17 protein-coding genes and 1 pseudogene are annotated in these 17,555 nt (G+C 60.8%); 10 read left to right on the top strand and 8 right to left on the bottom strand.

Annotated features, from left to right (window positions below):
* The first annotated feature begins 134 nt into the window (after positions 1-134).
* From AC0V6U_RS00925 to AC0V6U_RS00915, 3 genes are all read left to right on the top strand, one after another.
* A complete protein-coding gene (locus AC0V6U_RS00925) occupies positions 135-431 on the top strand; it encodes a DUF3297 family protein (RefSeq protein ID WP_472644367.1) in 297 nt (98 codons plus the stop codon).
* Positions 432-506: 75 nt separating this feature from the next.
* The gene (der, locus tag AC0V6U_RS00920; protein WP_472644366.1) at positions 507-1,964 is read left to right on the top strand and encodes a ribosome biogenesis GTPase Der; all 1,458 of its coding nucleotides are present in this window, start codon (positions 507-509) and stop codon (positions 1,962-1,964) included.
* Positions 1,964-2,455: a DUF2721 domain-containing protein gene (locus AC0V6U_RS00915; RefSeq protein WP_472644365.1), complete on the top strand. Its 492-nt coding sequence runs from the start codon at positions 1,964-1,966 to the stop codon at positions 2,453-2,455. The genes der and AC0V6U_RS00915 overlap by 1 nt, the downstream gene beginning before the upstream one ends.
* Before the next feature lie 109 nt (positions 2,456-2,564).
* On the opposite strand, the gene bfr is transcribed toward AC0V6U_RS00915, so the two are convergent.
* The 4 genes from bfr to AC0V6U_RS00895 all read right to left on the bottom strand — a co-directional run bounded on the left by bfr (position 2,565) and on the right by AC0V6U_RS00895 (position 6,185).
* Positions 2,565-3,047: a bacterioferritin gene (gene bfr, locus AC0V6U_RS00910; protein ID WP_472644364.1), complete on the bottom strand. Its 483-nt coding sequence runs from the start codon at positions 3,045-3,047 to the stop codon at positions 2,565-2,567.
* Positions 3,048-3,217: 170 nt separating this feature from the next.
* Positions 3,218-3,421, bottom strand: a complete 204-nt coding sequence (locus AC0V6U_RS00905) for a (2Fe-2S)-binding protein (protein WP_472644363.1) — start codon at positions 3,419-3,421, stop codon at positions 3,218-3,220.
* A gap of 262 nt (positions 3,422-3,683) precedes the next feature.
* On the bottom strand, positions 3,684-4,991 hold the full coding sequence (locus AC0V6U_RS00900; RefSeq protein ID WP_472644362.1) for a DUF418 domain-containing protein: 1,308 nt from the start codon (positions 4,989-4,991) through the stop codon (positions 3,684-3,686).
* A gap of 111 nt (positions 4,992-5,102) precedes the next feature.
* Positions 5,103-6,185 carry an SPOR domain-containing protein gene (locus AC0V6U_RS00895; RefSeq protein ID WP_472644361.1) on the bottom strand — a complete coding sequence of 361 codons (1,083 nt, stop codon included), beginning with the start codon at positions 6,183-6,185 and terminating at the stop codon, positions 5,103-5,105.
* A gap of 241 nt (positions 6,186-6,426) precedes the next feature.
* Here AC0V6U_RS00895 and AC0V6U_RS00890 point away from each other — a divergent pair, with 241 nt between their 5' ends.
* The 4 genes from AC0V6U_RS00890 to AC0V6U_RS00875 are packed head-to-tail and all read left to right on the top strand — an operon-like array spanning position 6,427 to position 9,145.
* A complete protein-coding gene (locus AC0V6U_RS00890; protein WP_472639565.1) occupies positions 6,427-7,149 on the top strand; it encodes an AAA family ATPase in 723 nt (240 codons plus the stop codon).
* Positions 7,150-7,164: 15 nt separating this feature from the next.
* The gene (locus AC0V6U_RS00885; protein WP_472644360.1) at positions 7,165-7,740 is read left to right on the top strand and encodes a hypothetical protein; all 576 of its coding nucleotides are present in this window, start codon (positions 7,165-7,167) and stop codon (positions 7,738-7,740) included.
* 57 nt (positions 7,741-7,797) lie between these two features.
* Complete coding sequence (locus AC0V6U_RS00880) at positions 7,798-8,397, top strand: tetratricopeptide repeat protein (protein ID WP_472644359.1); 600 nt, start codon at positions 7,798-7,800, stop codon at positions 8,395-8,397.
* Positions 8,333-9,145, top strand: a complete 813-nt coding sequence (locus AC0V6U_RS00875; RefSeq protein WP_486169338.1) for an SPOR domain-containing protein — start codon at positions 8,333-8,335, stop codon at positions 9,143-9,145. Before AC0V6U_RS00880 ends, AC0V6U_RS00875 begins: the two co-directional genes overlap by 65 nt.
* Before the next feature lie 134 nt (positions 9,146-9,279).
* Here AC0V6U_RS00875 and AC0V6U_RS00870 read toward each other — a convergent pair whose 3' ends face one another.
* Positions 9,280-10,530, bottom strand: coding sequence for a dihydroorotase (locus AC0V6U_RS00870; protein ID WP_472644357.1), 1,251 nt, complete (start codon positions 10,528-10,530; stop codon positions 9,280-9,282).
* A pseudogene (locus AC0V6U_RS00865) lies at positions 10,527-11,565 on the bottom strand (aspartate carbamoyltransferase catalytic subunit). The gene AC0V6U_RS00870 and the pseudogene AC0V6U_RS00865 overlap by 4 nt, the downstream one beginning before the upstream one ends.
* A 232-nt stretch (positions 11,566-11,797) precedes the next feature.
* Between AC0V6U_RS00865 and sppA the strand changes: the two are divergent.
* Complete coding sequence (gene sppA / locus AC0V6U_RS00860; RefSeq protein ID WP_472644356.1) at positions 11,798-13,795, top strand: signal peptide peptidase SppA; 1,998 nt, start codon at positions 11,798-11,800, stop codon at positions 13,793-13,795.
* Here the strand turns inward: sppA and AC0V6U_RS00855 are convergent.
* Positions 13,715-13,927: a TIGR03643 family protein gene (locus tag AC0V6U_RS00855; RefSeq protein WP_472644355.1), complete on the bottom strand. Its 213-nt coding sequence runs from the start codon at positions 13,925-13,927 to the stop codon at positions 13,715-13,717. The two genes, sppA and AC0V6U_RS00855, sit on opposite strands and share 81 nt — an antisense overlap.
* 62 nt (positions 13,928-13,989) lie before the next feature.
* Complete coding sequence (locus AC0V6U_RS00850; RefSeq protein ID WP_472644354.1) at positions 13,990-15,339, bottom strand: sulfotransferase family protein; 1,350 nt, start codon at positions 15,337-15,339, stop codon at positions 13,990-13,992.
* Between the two features lie 166 nt (positions 15,340-15,505).
* On the opposite strand from AC0V6U_RS00850, the gene serS reads away from it, so the two are divergent.
* Positions 15,506-16,783, top strand: a complete 1,278-nt coding sequence (gene serS, locus AC0V6U_RS00845) for a serine--tRNA ligase (RefSeq protein ID WP_472644353.1) — start codon at positions 15,506-15,508, stop codon at positions 16,781-16,783.
* Positions 16,783-17,547 carry a 5'/3'-nucleotidase SurE gene (gene surE, locus AC0V6U_RS00840; protein ID WP_472644352.1) on the top strand — a complete coding sequence of 255 codons (765 nt, stop codon included), beginning with the start codon at positions 16,783-16,785 and terminating at the stop codon, positions 17,545-17,547. The genes serS and surE overlap by 1 nt, the downstream gene beginning before the upstream one ends.
* The last annotated feature ends 8 nt before the right edge of the window (positions 17,548-17,555 follow it).

The following is a 17,555-nucleotide window of genomic DNA, read 5'->3' as shown; positions in this document are numbered from 1 at the left end:
GCCGCGCACCTGCGACTATGGACGCCTCAGAACTTTCAAACGCTTGTCCCCGCCGCCTTTGGCCAACCCATGTGCACATCGCCGTGAGTGGCCAGAATATAAGCGTGGGCAAACCCTTGATTTGGATAAAGAGCATGACTGAAGAAACAAAGCCAACGGCCGGTGCCGACACGCCGCCAGATCACCTGTCTGTGAACCCTCGCAGCAAGCATTTCGATGCAGACGTTCTGCAGCGCGGGATCGGCATTCGTTTTAAGGACCGCGTGCGCAACGACATTGAGGAATACTCAATTTCCGAAGGTTGGGTGCGCGTACAGGCGGGCAAGACGGTGGACCGCAAAGGCCAGCCGCTGACCATCAAATTGAACGGCCCGGTTGAGGCGTGGTTCGAAGACCTGGGCGAAAACCCGCCCATTGCCAAAGCGGAATAAACCCCGCCGCTTGCCTACACCGCTGCTGCGGCGCAGGCCTGAACAGGACAGCGCGCGAGCGGTAAGGACAGCATCATGACACCGACAGATAAACCGCAAGTCATCATTATTGGTAAGCCCAATGTCGGCAAATCGACATTGTTCAACCGGCTGGTGGGCAAGAAGCTCGCGCTGGTCGATGATCAGCCGGGCGTGACCCGCGATCGCCGCATGGGCGATGCCGAGCTTGCAGGTCTGGAATTCACCGTGGTCGACACCGCCGGTTGGGAAGATGAAGACCCCGATAGCCTGTCTGGCCGCATGCGCCAACAGACCGAGGTCAGCATCGAAGGCGCGGATGCGATCCTGTTTGTGATCGATGCGCGCGCGGGCGTGACCCCGCTTGACCAAGAGGTCGCCCGGTTCCTGCGTGAACAGCGCGAGATCAAGGGCGAGAAAGTGCCCGTCGTGCTCGTGGCGAACAAAGCCGAAGGCAAGCAGGGCGAAGACGGCATTCTGGAAAGCTACTCGCTTGGCATGGGCGAGCCGATCGGGGTTTCCGCAGAGCACGGCGAAGGCGTCGCCGATATGTTTGGCGCGCTATGGCCGCTGATCGGAGACAAGGCCGAGGCTCTAAAGGCCGCCGCGCAGTTCGCGCTCGATGAGGGAGAAGAGGCCCCGCTCGGTCCGCTGAAGCTGGCAATCGTTGGGCGTCCGAATGCTGGCAAATCGACATTGATCAACCGAATGCTCGGCGAGGACCGCCTGCTGACCGGGCCAGAGGCCGGGATCACCCGCGATTCGATTGCGGTCGATTGGGACTGGACGGATCCCGACAGCGGCGAGACGCGAGAGATCCGCCTGATCGACACAGCGGGCATGCGCAAAAAGCGCAATGTGACAGAGAAGCTGGAGAAGCTCTCCGTCGCCGATGCGCGCCGCGCGGTCGATTTCGCCGAGGTTGTCGTATTGCTGCTCGACGCGACGCAGGGCCTTGAGCATCAGGACCTCAAGATCGCCAGCATGTGCCTAGAAGAAGGCCGCGCGCTGATGATCGCCATCAACAAATGGGACATTGCCGAGGACCCCAGCGGATTGTTCAACGGCATTCGCCGCGCGCTCGATGATGGCCTGGCGCAGGTTCGCGGACTGCCCCTGTTTGCGGTGTCTGCAAAGACAGGCAAAGGGCTCGACACCATGCTGTCCGGCGCGTTTGAAATCCGCGAAAGTTGGTCAAAGCGCGTGCCCACCGCCGCGCTCAACCGCTGGTTCGACGATGCGCTGGCGAACAACCCGCCGCCCGCACCAAAGGGCCGCCGGATCAAGCTGCGTTACATCACCCAGGTCGGCACCCGCCCGCCGCGCTTTGTTGTGTTCGGCAGCCGCCTGGAAGTGCTCCCGACCAGCTACGAACGCTATCTGGTAAACGGCATCCGCTCCAAACTCGGATTTGACGCCGTGCCGGTGCGCGTATCGCTGAAAAGCCCGAAGAACCCCTACAATGCCAATCGCGGCGGAGGCGGCAATTACTCAAGCGGGAGCGGGGATCGCTAGTGCTCCTCGACCTGCTTGCCTCTTCCGATATCGCCTCTGACCTGATCGAGCGGACCTCCAGCACCATGCGCGTGCAGGAAATCGTCCGGCTCAGCCTGGCGCCAGCATTTCTGCTCGCGGGGATTGGCGCGGTGATGAATGTGATGATGGCGCGGCTGATCTGGGTCGCGGGCCGAATTGAACGATTGGAAGAGCGCCTCTCCAAGGATCGCCCAACGCGCGAACAGCGTGAGCTCGCCCGGCTGCGCCGCCGCCGCCGTCTGGTTCAGCGCGCAGTGATGTTCAGCACCGCTGCCGCCCTATCGATCTGCGTGGTCATAATCATGCTGTTCATCAGCGCCTTTATCCGCCCTCAGATCGGGACACTGATCGCGGGCGCGTGGATTGCGACCATGGGATTCTTGACCACGGGCCTGGTCCATTTCGCGAAAGAAACACTGGTAGCCGCCGCTGGACAATCCGACAAAGCCAACCCTGATGATGGGAGCTAGTTGCGAGAGTCGACATACTGCCGCACTCTCGGCCAGACACAAAAAAGGGCGGAGCCGCCTAAGCCGCCCCGCCCTTCTCTATTGATAGGCCGATCAGACCGCTGAGAGCTTACTCTTCGCCAGCGGCCTTGCTTTGCAGCTGGACGTAGTTTTCGAGGCCCATGTTCTTGATCATGTCGAATTGCGTTTCGAGGAAGTCGACGTGCTCTTCCTCGTTGTCGAGGATATGCGCAAACAGATCGCGGCTGACATAGTCGCGCACGCTTTCGCTGTATTCGACCGCATCGCGCAGCAGCGGGATCGCGTCTTCTTCCAGCGCCATATCGGCTTTCAGGATTTCCTCGACCGTCTCGCCGACGCGCAGATTGTGGATCGCCTGGAAATTGGGCAGGCCGTTGAGGAACAGAACGCGCTCGGCCAGCTTGTCGGCGTGCTCCATCTCTTCGATCGATTCCTTGCGCTCATATTCGGCCAGCTTGGTGACGCCCCAATCGTCGAGCACGCGGTAGTGCAACCAATATTGGTTGATCGCAGTCAGCTCGTTGGTGAGCGCCTTGTTGAGAAATTCGATGACTTTTGGATCGCCCTTCATGGGTGATGCTCCTTGAATAGATAGCGCGCTGTGGGGCGCGGATTGGCGGTGACACTGGTTATGATGTGCGCACTATATGCGCGCAAAACCGCCACCATTCAAGGCATGGACGTATAAAAATGTAAGATTTTCAGCTACTTGCGATACCCTCGCAATAGCGTTTGGCCAGTTTAGATTGCGAGTTCTTTGCAAGAAGCAAGACGCTCTGCAACACCGCGCACTTCATCGAGGATTTTGTCAGCATCTTGAAGGCATTGGCCGCAATTGGGACGCTTGCCGAGCTTTGCGTAGACCGCTTCTGCATCACCAGATGTGCCAAGGCCCGCCTCACGCAGGTCAGTTTCACGGATCGCATTGCAAATACAGATATACATGACGGCTTTTCGCTACTCCTGCGAATCAATTGCAAGAACACTTTATGCGAATTAATCTCAATAGCAAGAGGATTCTACTCGGTCCGCATCGCATCCGCGATGCGATCTCCTCGCGGCTTGCGGACAAGTCCGCGCCGCTGCGGGCGGGCAGGCGCCCTTGCGGTCGCTGATGCGACCGAGCTTCACTGCATTGTATATGCCGGGTACACAGTCCAGATGGAAGGGCGGAGAGCGCGGGTGGCTAGGGAACTAAAGCAAACCCTCACCGCCTCATTGGGAACAGTTTGCCGTAGGTCAGGCAGCGCCAGAGCCATTCGAGCGGGCCGTAGCGGAACCGATCGAGCCACGGCTTCGACCATGCGAGCATGATAATGCAAGCACCCAGAACCACTAAATAAAGCTGCGGCCGGTTGAGCTCTCCAAACAGACCCAAAGCCCAGCCGTGGAAGACCAGCAGCATCAGCACCGAGGTGCCGAGGTAATTGGTGAAAGCGGCGCGTCCGGCGGCGGACACGCGCTGTCCCAGCCAGCCGGTCGCTTTTGGCGCAGCCAGCACGAGTAAGGCGGCCATGCCCAGAACCATCATCAGCCTAGGCAGCGGACTTGCCCCGATAAAGGAAGCAAGCGTTCCGTAATAGGTAAAGCCATTGGACTTAGCCCATAGCGCGATGGCCAAATGCAGCACGCCCCCGCTGATCAGGCCGATCCAACCCCATTTGCGCAGAGTAGAAGGTGCCCAGCCGCCACTGAAAAAGCCCATCCGGTAGAGAGCGATGCCAACCAGCATCAGAGGAAATGTCTCAAGCGCGAAGAACAGCGCGTTGGCCAAAGGTTCGTACCAATGCTCCTCGACGCGGTGCTGGACAAATGCGCCATAATCGCCCGATTGCTTGAACTCGGTCTCAACCGCATCTTCAGCGATCGCCTCTTGCTTTCCGCTGACCAAATCATCGCGCATCTCGCTGAACGCGGCTTGCTCCCCGATTGGCGTGTCGGCCACAAAGGCCAGCGGCACCATCATCAATGCATAGAGGATCGCGCCGACGAGATAGCCGAGCAGCCCAACCTTGAGCTGCGTCTCAGCTTTCCATTTGAGGCATAGCAATACGATCCAGCCGATCAGGGCGTAATAGGCCAGGATATCCCCGGCCCAGATGAAGAAGAAATGGATGAGCCCGAACAGGAGCAGCCAGAACAATCGCCGTGCCTGCAGCCAGCGGGTCTCCCCGCGCGCCCATGCCCGCTCCATAAATAGGTAAAGCCCAGCGCCGAATAGGATGGTGAATAGCCCGCGCATCTTGCCATCGATCACAATAAACTGCGTGATCCATTGCCATCCGCCCGGATCATTGGCCGGGACAAGGAATGCCTCGGGGAACAAATAAGCGCTAAAGGGTTGGCCAAAGGCGATGATATTCGCCGCCAAAATGCCCATGACGGCAAGCCCGCGAATGAAATCTAGGCTTCCAATACGGTCAGCGGTCGTGGCCGGTCCGCCCTCTGGCACACCCTCAGCCGCATTGTCGGCTGGCGCAAGTTCAGCCGCTTGCCCGCTTTGCGTATCACTCATGTCGATCCCACCCTTTGTCCGGGCGGTATGATAGCAGCCCTCCCCTCAAGGGAAAGCCGGGCTGTGGGTATTGCGTGGGCCGCTTTCGGCTGTTCGCCGAAAAACGAGGACCTATTTCTTGGTGACGAGACAGCCTTGCCCTTGGGCCTTCAAGGCGTTGCACGCCTTTTGCGCCGAAGCGCGCGAGGCAAAACCGCCCGCTTGCAGACGCGTGACCCGGCCCGCTGGGACCAGAATCTTGCGCGCGCCCGACAAAGCGCTGGAGCCGGAGAGCTTTTTCCAGAGACGATCTGCATTGCCAGCGACGCCAAATGCGCCAAGCTGAACCCGCCAAGGGCCATTACCGGTCGCCGCTCGGCGCGGCGCAGGCGGCGTTACGCGAGTCGGAGCAGCCGCTGCCGGAGCAGTGGTGCTCGCCGTCGCAGGTCCGTTAAGGCTAAAATTAGTGTTTACCCGAGGTTCGCTGGGCGCAGGAACCGGAGTGGTTTGCGCAATCCTCGGTGTAGGCTGAGCGCTCGATGGCAGGCGGTTCAGCTCTGCATCGGCCAATTGCGCCGCGCGCAGTTTGACCGCCTCGGCCTCCAGATCGCGCGCGACCGATTGCGCCATTTGACGCTGCTCGATCGGGACATAGCGGTCCATTTGTGCGACGGCATCCTTCGCTTGCGGCAGGCCAGCAGAGACCGACAGGGTCAGCAAAGCATAGGCGCGCACCCAATCTTTCGGCGCGTAATCGCCGTTAAAATGCGCCAGGCCCAAAATGTACTGAGCGCGCGGATCGCCGCGCTCCGCCGCCGCTGTCACCAGCGGCATGGCTTCTGATTGCTCGCCCTGCTGGAAGAGCAACAGTCCGTAATTATCCGCCGCCTTTACGTGTCCTTTGCGCGCTGCCTCGGCATAAAGAGTGCGCGCGCGCTCGACATCAAGCTCGACCCCGCGACCAAGGCGGTATGCCTGGGCAAGGTTGAACATCGCATCGGCATCGCCGCGTCCGGCGGGTCCGCGCCATTGCTCCACCGCCGTGGTGAAATCGCCAGAGCTCCATGCATCCACGCCCGCCTTCACATCCGCCAATGCTGGCGCTGCTGCCAAAGCGATTGCTGCAACTGCGCCGCTCGCGGCCAGCCGGATACCGGCAAGCACGCGGGCAGGTGCAGATTTAGAATCGGCATCAAGGGCAAGGAAATGGGCCATGATCATTCTCTTATAAAAAGCGTCAAAACAGAGTGCCTACCGCCCGATTGCCTGCGCATACGGGCGTGCACATGCGCCTTATAGTGAACGATCCGTTAGGAATTCGTTGCCATACCCTATCGCCAAGCAAGATGTTGGTTTCGTGATCCTCGTTAACTGTAAATTAGGGGTATCCTGCGATCTCAGTGTCATCCAAGCCGCAATCAGGCGGCGCCAACGGCCTAACAGGGGGACCAAGGCTTTGCGTGTACTAGCTTTAGCATCGCAGAAGGGCGGATCCGGGAAAACTACCCTTTCCGGACATCTCGCCGTCCAAGCACAGCGTGCGGGCGCTGGCCCAGTCGTATTGATCGACATCGATCCGCAAGGATCGCTGGCCGATTGGTGGAATGAGCGTGAGGCGGAATATCCTGCCTTTGCTCAGACGACTGTTGCTCGGCTCGCCAATGATCTTCAGGTTCTGCGTCAGCAGGGCTTTAAACTGGCCGTGATTGACACGCCGCCGGCGATCACCATGGCCATTCAGTCAGTTATCGGCGTTGCCGAACTGATCGTAGTGCCAACTCGTCCAAGCCCGCATGATTTGCGCGCTGTTGGTGCGACGGTTGATCTGTGCGAGCGCGCTGGCAAGCCGCTGGTGTTCGTTGTGAACGCCGCGACGCCTAAGGCCAAGATCACTTCAGAAGCCGCTGTGGCATTGTCACAGCACGGCACTGTTGCCCCGATCACGCTGCATCATCGCACCGATTATGCCGCATCAATGATCGATGGCCGCACGGTTATGGAAGTTGATCCGGAAAGCCGCAGTGCTGCTGAAATGACAGCGCTCTGGAAGTATATTTCGGACCGGCTTGAGAAGAATTTCCGCCGCACCGTATTCGCCGCACCTGGCACCCAGCAGCAAGCTGTCGGCGGTGGCCGTCCAGCTGGCGGTGGTGGCTTCGGTCGCCGCGTCGCTCAATAAAGGAGCACCTGCGCGATGACTGAAGCAAGCTTTGCCTCGCTGAATTCCGCGCTGCTCGCTCGTAAGGGCGGGGCCAAACCGGCTATGCGCCCTCAGCTCACCAACCTTCCAGACGCAGGCAAGCCTGCAAATCTGGAAGATCTGGGCTGGAACGATATGGGTGCAGAGGACGAATCAGAGAACCAATCGCAAACTGCGAATGTGGTTCACTTGTCCCCGGCAGAGCCTAACGACGCAGACGCTGAAGAGCATGATTGGGACGAAAACGCGGACACACCCGATGTGCTGCGCCAGCAAGAAGAGCTGGCCGCACGCATTGCCGGGGAAACCGCCGAAGCGCCCGCAATGGTGCCTGCCAAAAAGAGCAGCAAACCAGCCAAAAAGCGCAAATCAGCAAAAGCATCCGCCAGTTCATCTGGCCGCCGCGCTGCTTTCACTTTGCGGCTCGACACCGAACGCCATCTGAAACTGCGCCTCGCATCAACCATGCAAGGCAAGAGCGCCCAAGCTCTGGTGACAGAAGCGCTCGACGCCATGCTCGACCAGATCGATGACCTCGATACGCTCGCGCAGAAGATGAAACGCGACTGATTTGTTAACTTTTTGCATCCTACGAAGACAGCAGAGTTACTCACAAGGACTATGACCATGGACCGCAGCGAAACCTATAAGATGACTGGCCCGAAAATGAGCCTCATTGTTTCGACCGCACTTGCCAGCGTAGCGCTTGCAGGTTGCACCACCTCGGCTGCCCCGCCTGCCCTATCCTCTTTCAGCAAGGCGCAAACCGCGCTGGAAAAAGGTCAGGTCGATAAGGCGGTTACGCATGCAGAGGCAGCGGTTCTGGCTGATCCTCGCAATGCGGAATTCCGCGCAATGCTCGGCGCTGCTTATCTGGAATCGGGCCGTTTTCAATCGGCTGCGACCAGCTTTGACGATGCCTTGGAACTCGGCGACACCGATCCGCGCACTGTTCTCAGCTACGCGCTGGCTAAAACAGCGCTTGGCGACAAAGGCAGCGCGCTGGCAAAGCTCGACGCTTGGTCTTCCGATATTGATCCAGCTGATCTGGGCCTCGCCTATGCTTTGGCTGGTAAGCCGCAGCGGGGCGTGCACGTTCTGACCAACGCTCTGCGCGGCGGCCAGAACAGCGCGAAGGTTCGTCAGAACCTCGCCTACACCTATGCGCTGGCTCGACAATTGGCGCGCTGCCCGCGTCATGGCGGCAGAAGATGTGCCAGCTGGTGAAGTAAACCAGCGGCTTACTGAATGGGCCGCGCAAAGCGCTCCTGAGCAATACCAAACCCGCGTCGCAGGTCTGCTGCGCGTGAACCCAGCGCAAGATGGCGGTCAGCCGCAATATCTCGCACTCAGCAACTTCCCAAGCCAAGGCGTTATGGTCGCTGAAGCCGCTGCTCAGGCACCTGCACCAGCTGCTGAGCCAACCGAAAGCGAAGCTCTCGCCTTTGGTGTGTCAAACGACAGCACTGTCGAAACTTTTGATCCGGCACCTGCTGCGGCCCCTACTCGGGTTGCTGAGGCATCTAAGCCAGCACCGGCACCTGCCCGCGCTCGCTTCGTTTCAAACCCAGTCGTCCAAGCATTGCCTGCAAGCTATGCTGGTAAGAGCAAACGCCCGACACCTGTGGCAGCGGCATCCAGCCAGCGCCGCATGGCAGCCGTCGCAACTGGGTCCAACGACACCCACATGGTTCAATTCGGCAGCTTCTCAACGCGCGCCGAAGCCGACCGCGCCTGGGAAATCTACCAATCGCGCTATCCGCAGCTGGCAAACCACGATGTGGTGATCACGCAAGCGGAAGTGAAAGGCAAAACCTTCTTCCGCGTCGCCGCCGCCGGCTTCGGCCTCAGCAGCGCGCGCAACATGTGCTCTACCGTTCGCTCATCGGGCAAAGGCTGCTTCGCCTATGCCAAGATCAACCCGCCAGCCGGCGCGATTGATCGCGGAGTGCGGATCGCAGCGCGCACACGCTAAGAATATTCCCAAACCTCTAGAAGTTTCAAAGACTTCGAAAATAACCCCCGGTGTCGCGAAACGCCGGGGGTATTTTTGTATGGGGTATGAGTTGCGGGTGCGGGCTGGCTAGGTCGGCCTACGAAAAGCCCCGCTCAAACGACTTGCACGCCGCCTTTGAACAGCGCCTTCACCCGGCCCTGAGCGCCTTGGCGATCAAACGGAGTGTTGTCAGCGGTCGCGGACATTTTTCGGCGGTCAATGATCCACGGTGCCTCGGGATCAATCAGCGCAATATCAGCCTCCAACCCCGCCTCTAGCTGACCAGCTGGCACGCCCAGCAGCCGCGCCGGATTGCCGGCGAGTAGCGCAAAGGCGCGCGCCATATCGATCACCTCGTCGCGCACCAAGGTCAGCGCCATAGCCAGCAGCGTCTCGGCCCCGGCCATGCCTGCCTCCGCGTCAGCAAAGGGCAGGCGTTTATCCTCTGGCCCGCGCGGATCATGGCCTGATGCGATCACATCGACCGTGCCATCGCCAATCGCCGCAAGTGCCGCTTGCCGGTCCGCCTCGCTGCGCAGGGGCGGTGAGAATTTCGCGAAAGTCGGGAATTGCACGGTCGCAAGGTCAGACAGCATGAAATGCGCAGGAGTAATTCCGCAAGTCACATTCACGCCGCGCGCCTTGGCCGCCCGCACCAGATCAAAGCCCGCCTGCGTCGTGACTTGCCGGATATGCAGCCGTGCGCCCGCCATCTCGGCCAGCGCAATATCGCGCGCAATCGCAAGCGCTTCTGCCTCTGCCGGAGCGCTGGGCAAGCCCATGCGAGTGGCCATTTCGCCAGCGGTTGCAGCCGCTTCACCGCAAAGCGCATCGTCCTCGCCATGCGTTACAACGACCAAATCCAGCATCGCGGCATATTGCAGCACGCGCAGCATTACACCGGAATCCGCGATCCAGCGCCGCCCGGTGGCGATCCCTCTTGCGCCCGCATCCTTCATCAGCGCGATTTCGGCGAGCTCTTGCCCGTCCAGCGCGCGGGTCGCCGCCGCCAGCGGGTGAACCCATAGGTCTGGCTTGCCGCTCTTGGCGATCATGCTGACCCGGCTGGGGTAATCGAGCGGCGGGGATTGATCGGGCATCAGAGCCGCGCGGGTGATCCCGCCGAAGTGAAACGCCGCCTTGTCGATCCGAAACACGCCCAGATCCACCAGGCCGGGCGCGATGATCTGTCCGCGCGCATCAATAACTTCGTCGCCGTCTTGCGCAGCGATGTTTGCGCCAACTTCCGTGATCAGGCCGCCATCCATCCGGATGCCGCCGCTGACTAGTTCACTTGGACCATTGGGGCCGCCAGGCATCGCCAATTGACCGCCAGTGATTGTGAGAGGCTGTAACTGCTTCATGATGCACTCCCCTCAGCCGTCGCCCATCCTTCAACACCGCGCGCGCTGCGCGTTAGAATGTCGAGCGCGGCCATCCGGATCGCGACCCCCATTTCCACCTGCTGAGTGATGATGGAGCGGTCGAGCATATCGGCCACCTCGCTGTCGATCTCGACCCCGCGGTTCATTGGCCCGGGATGCATCACCAACGCGTCGGGCGCCGCATTGGCGAGCCGCGCCTGCGTGAGGCCATAGAGATGGTGATATTCACGCTCAGACGGGATGAATTGCCCCTGCATGCGCTCGGTTTGCAAACGCAGCATCATCACCACATCTGCGCCCTTCAGCGCCTCGTCGAAATTGTGAAACGGCTGCGCGCCGATCGCCTCCACGCCCGCTGGCATCAAGGCCGCGCGGCGCGCATAGCCGCACGCTTGCGCCCAGCGCTTGTAGGCACAGCAGGTTGGAGCGTGCGACCCGGCTGTGCAGGATGTCGCCGCAAATGGTGATGGTGAGCCCGGTGAAATCCTCTGCTGCCTCGCCGCGTTTGCGCAGCGCATGGCGCAAAGCCATCGCATCAAGCAGCGCCTGCGTCGGGTGCTCGTGACTGCCGTCGCCCGCGTTGAGCACCGGGCAATCGACCTTGTCCGCGATCAGCTGCGTCGCGCCGCTCGCCCCGTGGCGGATCACAATCGCATCGGGGCGCATTGCATTAAGCGTGATCGCGGTGTCGATCAGCGTCTCACCCTTTTTCACAGAGCTTTGCGCGGCGTGCATGTTCACCACATCCGCGCCCAGCCTTTTGCCCGCAATCTCAAAGCTAAGCAGCGTGCGGGTCGAGTTTTCAAAGAACGCATTGATGATCGTCTGCCCGGCCAACAGATCGGTGTGCTTAGAGGGTTGCCGATTGAGCTCCACCCATTGCTCCGCAGATTCGAGCAGATAGAGGATCTCGTGGCGCTCCAGCTGACCAATGCCAACCAGATCGCGGTGCGGGAAGGCCAAACGGCCCGCTGGATAGCGGCCAGAGCCTGTGTTTTCGCCGGACAATGTCATTAAAGCGATGCCTTTAGTCGAGCGCTGTCGCACGCTCAACCCATTGATGCGCAAGTTTTGCGTTGTTTGCGATGGAAGTTTGCGCGCCGCATGCCTAGTTTAGCGTCAGAGTTACGTTTTAACGGTGCTGCACCACCCGCGCTCTTCCACCCTTCCACCCGGATCATACCGGGGGAGAATCCGGGTGGAAGGGTGGAGGGCGCGGGTGGCCAGGCTATTTGAAAGAAAATTCATGAGTTTTGTGGGCAAGGTTTGGAAACTGCTGGTCGGTGTCAAAGACGGGCTGGTGCTGATTTTCATGCTGCTGTTTTTCATGGCGCTGTTCGCGGTGCTCTCTGCCCGCCCCAGCCCGGGCCAAGTGCGCGAGGGAGCGCTGCTGATCGAGCTTGATGGCTTCGTCGTCGAAGAACGCTCTGAGATTGACCCACTGCAAACCTTCCTCAGCGGGCAGGCGCCCGTCGCCGAGCACCAATCCCGCGATCTGGTCACGGCGCTAAATGCAGCGGCCACGGACGAGCGGATCAAGGCGGTCGTGCTCGACCTTTCCTCGTTCGTCGGCGGCGGTCAGGTCCATATGCAAGCCATTGGTGAGGCGATGGACCGCGTTCGCAAGGCGGAAAAGCCAGTGCTCACCTACGCGCTCGGCTACGGCGATGATCACATGCATCTGGCCGCGCATGCCAGCGAGGTCTGGATCAATCCGCTGGGCGGCGCTGTGATCGCAGGCCCGGGTGGCAGCAACCTTTATTACGGCGACCTGCTCGAACGGCTTAACATCAACGCCCGCATCTACCGCGTCGGCACGTTCAAATCGGCGGTTGAGCCCTACTCTCGCAATTCCATGTCCGACGCCGCGCGCGAGAACCTCGCCGGATTGTACGGCGCGATGTGGGAAGAATGGCAAGCCAACGTCAAGAAAGCCCGCCCTTCGCTCGACCTTGAACGGGTCACCAGCGATCCAGTCGAATGGGTCACCTCTTCACAAGGCGATCTGGCCAAGGCCGCGCTTGACGCTGGCCTGGTCGACAAGCTGGGCGATCGCATTGCCTTTGGTGAACGCGTGGCTGAACTCGCCGGTGAAGACGCATGGAGCAAGAAACCTGGTGCCTATGCAACGGCCGAATTCGCGCCCTTCCTGGCAGACGTTACCCCGTCCGCTTCTGGCAAGACCATCGGTGTTGTCACCGTCGCTGGCGAAATCGTTGATGGCGATGCCGGACCTGGCACCGCTGGTGGAGACCGGATCGCCCGCATCCTCGACGAAGCGCTGGATGATGACCTCGCCGGTCTCGTCGTACGCGTCGATTCCCCCGGCGGCTCTGTTCTGGCATCCGAAGAGATCCGCCTTGCGATTGAGCGCCACCGCGCAAAAGACATTCCGGTTGCGATCTCATTCGCCAATGTCGCGGCGAGCGGCGGCTATTGGGTCGCCACCGCAGGCGACCGTATTTTCGCTCAGCCAGAAACGGTCACCGGCTCAATCGGCGTCTTTGCCGTATTGCCAACCTTTGAGGACGCGGCGGCAGAATACGGCGTGAACGCCGATGGCTATCGCACCACGCCTTTGTCGGGCCAGCCTGACCTCGTCGGCGGCCTCACCCCAGAAGTTGATGCGATCCTGCAGGCCTCGATCGAAGACACATATGCCGATTTCCTTGGCCGCGTTGCCAAAGCGCGCGGGATGGAAACGGCCCGCGTTGATGAGATCGCGCAAGGCCGCGTCTGGGACGGCGGCACCGCGCGTCAGCTTAAGCTGGTTGACCAGTTCGGCGGCCTTGAAGAGGCGCTCGCCTGGGTCGCAGCCGAGGCTGAACTTGAGGAAGACGGCTACAGTCCGCGCTTCCTCGGCGCCGGCACCGCGCAATACGATTCGCTGATCCGTCAGATGCTCACCAGCTCCAGCCCGGACACCTCCGGCGCGCGCGGCGGCGATCTGTTCGCGATGGCCGCGCGGGAACGCGGCGCTTTGCTCGGCCGGCTCGCCAGCGATGTCGAGCGCCTGTCCGGCACCGCCGGCTGTTCAGGCCTATTGCCTCGAATGCCCTGCCACGCCCAGCGCCGCATCAAGCACCAAGGGCCAAGGTGTTCTGACAATGCTGAAGGCTCTGTTCACGGACTAGAGAGCGCTCTCAGGTGCGCGCACGCGCGCCTATTTATACGTCTCCCGGCGATCGCCAAAGCGGCGCACGCGCTTGCGCCAGGTGCGATAGCTGGAGGGTTTGAGCGATGAGCGCATCAGCTCTTTCACCTGCGCGTCAGACAAGCCGTATTCGGTCTCTATGGTGGCAAAGCTGATGTGATCGCTAAGCGCCATTTCGATGATCGCGCTAACGTCTGCTTCGCTTAAATCCGGTTTTGTCATGGGGTCTTAGGTGGGAACGCAGATGGCCCGCGTCAAATCGCGAGTGGTTTGCGAGGCAACGCTCAACCAAATCGGCGGCGTCGTTCCCTCTGGATCGGCGCCGTTGCTGCGTTTGCGCCCATGCGAGGCCCCGCGCTTTCGCCCCAGCCGCTGGTCGGCACATCAAAGGCGCGTACATAGTCGGCAAAGCGCTCCGCCACCTCATCCGAACTCACGTGAAAATCGCTCAGCCGGTAGACATGTGGATGGCGCTTCAGCGATTTTGAGCGCTCCAGATAATCCGCCATCTTGGCCTCTGCCGGAGCCATATCGAGATCGAGGAAGCGATAGACGCGTTCCATTTCGCCGCGCCAATCCTGGTCCATATCCTCATATTGCACATCGATCATGCGCTCTGGATCAAGTCCCTCACGCGCCGCGCGCATCCGCTCAATCTGCTGCTCTGTCTTGGCCAGCCAATCTCGCCCAATGCGGGCTGGATCGACAGAATCGGAATAGATGATCGTCTGGTTCCAGGCGAGCGAGGCGGCGCTGCCGACCAGGCTCCTGGGATCGCGGTGGGTGAAGATCAGGCGCGCGTCGGGAAACACGTTCAGCAAAGCGGGCAGATCCAGCATGTGCTGCGGTGTCTTCAATATCCACGGGCGCAGCGGAGAGGCCCGCTGTGACCAGCCGATCAAGCGCAGCAGATTGGCGAGATGGCGGTAAGCCGGCGTCGCATCTTCAGCGGCACACCACGAGGAATAGCTTGGCACCTGCCACTGCGCATCGTGCTTCATTCCCCACATGCTGGAGACGAGCAGGCCGAGCTCTTCCTCTGGCTCATACGGGCCAGTGGGATGGATCGAGAGCGTGCGCGGATTGGCCGCCCGCGCGACTTTCATCACGCGGCTCGCGAGCACCGGGCGAAAATCCTTCGCCTTGCCAGCCAGCACGTCTTCAAAATCCGGGCGCGGCACCGGGCTGATCGTTTCAAAACTGCGCATATGGGTGAAGCGCCGATCGCTCGCCAGCAGACGGTGCAACCGCGTGGTGCCCGACCGCATGGGACCGACGATCACCACCGGGCGCGGGATTGGCCGCTCCAGAATTTCCGGGAAGCGGTCAAACCATTGCTGCGCCCAGAGCCGGTCGGTCAGCACTTTGTTGAATTGCTGCACCGCACTATGCTGGCCCGCCAGATTGAGCCGCGCCTCGCCGAGCACGGCATCCAACAGCACTTCAAAGGGCCGCTCAAACCATGGATCGCCAAAATCGCTGAGGCCGGTCTTGCGCGCCGCCGCTTCCATCAGTGCATCTTTGCTGAAACGCGCCGGGGCCAGAATACCCGTTCGCTCGCCTGCGCTCAGCAGGCGGTTTAGCCCAGCGATAAATGCGGTTCTTTGCGGAGGCGCGACCCGTCCGTGCTGCATGAGGTAACCCTCTATTTTTGCCCCTGTTCGCCGCGATTGCCCCGCAGCGCTGATCTGACGTCAGGCCCTTGGTCTAGCCGGTTTGAACCCCCGCGCAACCTAGGGCAGAGCACTTGTCCGCATATGCACTGGAATTTGGCCAGCCAAGCGGGCATAGGCTGGCCCCATGCACGATATTCGAATTATCCGAGACGACCCCGACGCCTTTGACGCCATTTTGGCGCGCCGTGGGCATGAACCTGTTGCGCGCAGCATTGTGGCGCTGGATGAAGAACGCCGCGCGGTCGCGACCAAACTGCAAGAGGGGCAAAGCCGCCGCAACGAAGCCTCCAAAGCCATCGGCCAAGCGATGGGCCAAGGTGACACCGCAAAGGCCGAAGCGCTGAAGGCTGAGGTGAGCGAGCTCAAAAAGACGCTGCCCGCCTTGGAAGAGCAAGACCGCGAGCTGGGCGAAAAGTTGAAAATGGCAATGCTCGTCCTGCCCAATGTGCTGGCCGACAGTGTGCCGGACGGGGAAAGCGAAGACGACAATGTCTATTTGCGCGAATGGGGCGAGAAGCCGGTGTTTGATTTCGAGCCGCAGGAACACGCCGACATAGCCCCTGCGCTGGGTATGGACTTTGAGACCGGAGCGAAAATCTCTGGTGCGCGCTTCACCTTTCTGCGCGGCGATATTGCCCGCCTGCACCGCGCGCTGGGCCAATTCATGCTCGACACCAACACCGGTGAGCATGGCTACACCGAATGCAATCCGCCGCTGCTGATCCGCGAAGAGTCCGGCTATGGCACCGGACAATTGCCGAAATTTGCCGAAGACCTGTTCCGCACGACAGAGGGGCATTTGCTGATCTCCACCTCGGAGATGACGCTGGGCAATTCGTTCCGCGAGCAGATTTTTGAAGCGAGCGATTTTCCAATGCGGATCACCGCCCTCACCCCGTGCTTCCGCGCGGAAGCGGGCGCGGCTGGGCGCGATACGCGCGGTTTCATCCGGCAGCACCAGTTTGAAAAGGTTGAGCTGATCAGCGCCGCCCTGCCCGAACACGCCGCCGAAGAGCACGAGCGGATCACCTCGATTGCCGAGGGCCTGCTGCAAAAGCTTGGCCTGCACTACCGGGTGATGGAGCTGTGCGCGGGCGACATGGGCAATATGATGAAGACCTATGACCTTGAGGTCTGGCTGCCGGGACAGGGTGCGTATCGCGAGATCAGCTCTTGCTCGGATGGCGGCACCTATCAGCCGCGCCGGATGAACGCGCGCTACCGCCCCGAAGGCGAGAAGAAGACCGAATATTTCCACCTGCTCAACGGCTCCGGCCTCGCGGTGGGCCGCACGCTGGTGGCGATCATGGAGAACTATCAGCAAGCCGATGGCAGCGTTCTTATTCCAGAGGTCTTGCATCCCTATATGGGCGGCGTGACCAAGTTGGAGCCCGCTGCTTAATGCGCATTTTGCTGACCAATGATGACGGTATTCATGCGCCCGGACTTGAGGTGCTGGAGGAGCTCGCGCGTCAGTTTTCAGACGACATCTGGGTCTGCGCCCCGTCAGAGGAACAATCTGGCGCTGGCCACTCGCTGACGCTTAACCAGCCGGTGCGCCTGCAGCAGTTTGGCGAGCGGCGATATGCCGTCACCGGCACGCCGACCGACAGCGTGATGATGGCCCTGCGCGAGGTGATGGACGGCCCGCCCGATCTGATCCTGTCCGGCGTCAATCGCGGGGCAAACCTGGGCGATGACATCACTTATTCGGGCACCGTCTCCGCCGCGATCGAAGGCGCGCTTGCGGGCATTCGCTCCATCGCCTTGTCTCAGGTTTACTCGCGCGAGAGCATGGAAAGCGCCGATGCCTTTGCCGCCGCGCGGCAATGGGGCGCAAAGGTGATCAAGCCCTTGCTTGATGTGCAATTTGCTGAGCGCACGCTGATCAATGTGAATTTCCCGCCGCTCGAAGCTGATGCGATTAAAGGCATTCGCGTGGTCCGCCAGGGCTTTCACGATTACTCGCGGGGCAGCATTGTCGAGGGGCGCGACCCGCGCGGCAGCCGCTATTTCTGGTTCGGCCTACACGCCATAGAGCACACGCTCGACCACGGCACGGACCTCGAGGCGATTGACGATGGCTACATTGCCGTTACCCCTTTGCAGCTTGATTTGACGCATTATTCGTCGCTCGACATTCTAGCGGGGAAATTCGCCGAATAGGGGCGCAG

It is taken from the genome of Erythrobacter sp. W36 (genome assembly GCF_057364935.1).
The sequence above is the reverse complement of the archived record's forward strand: the minus strand, read 5'-3'. Positions and strand labels throughout refer to the sequence as shown.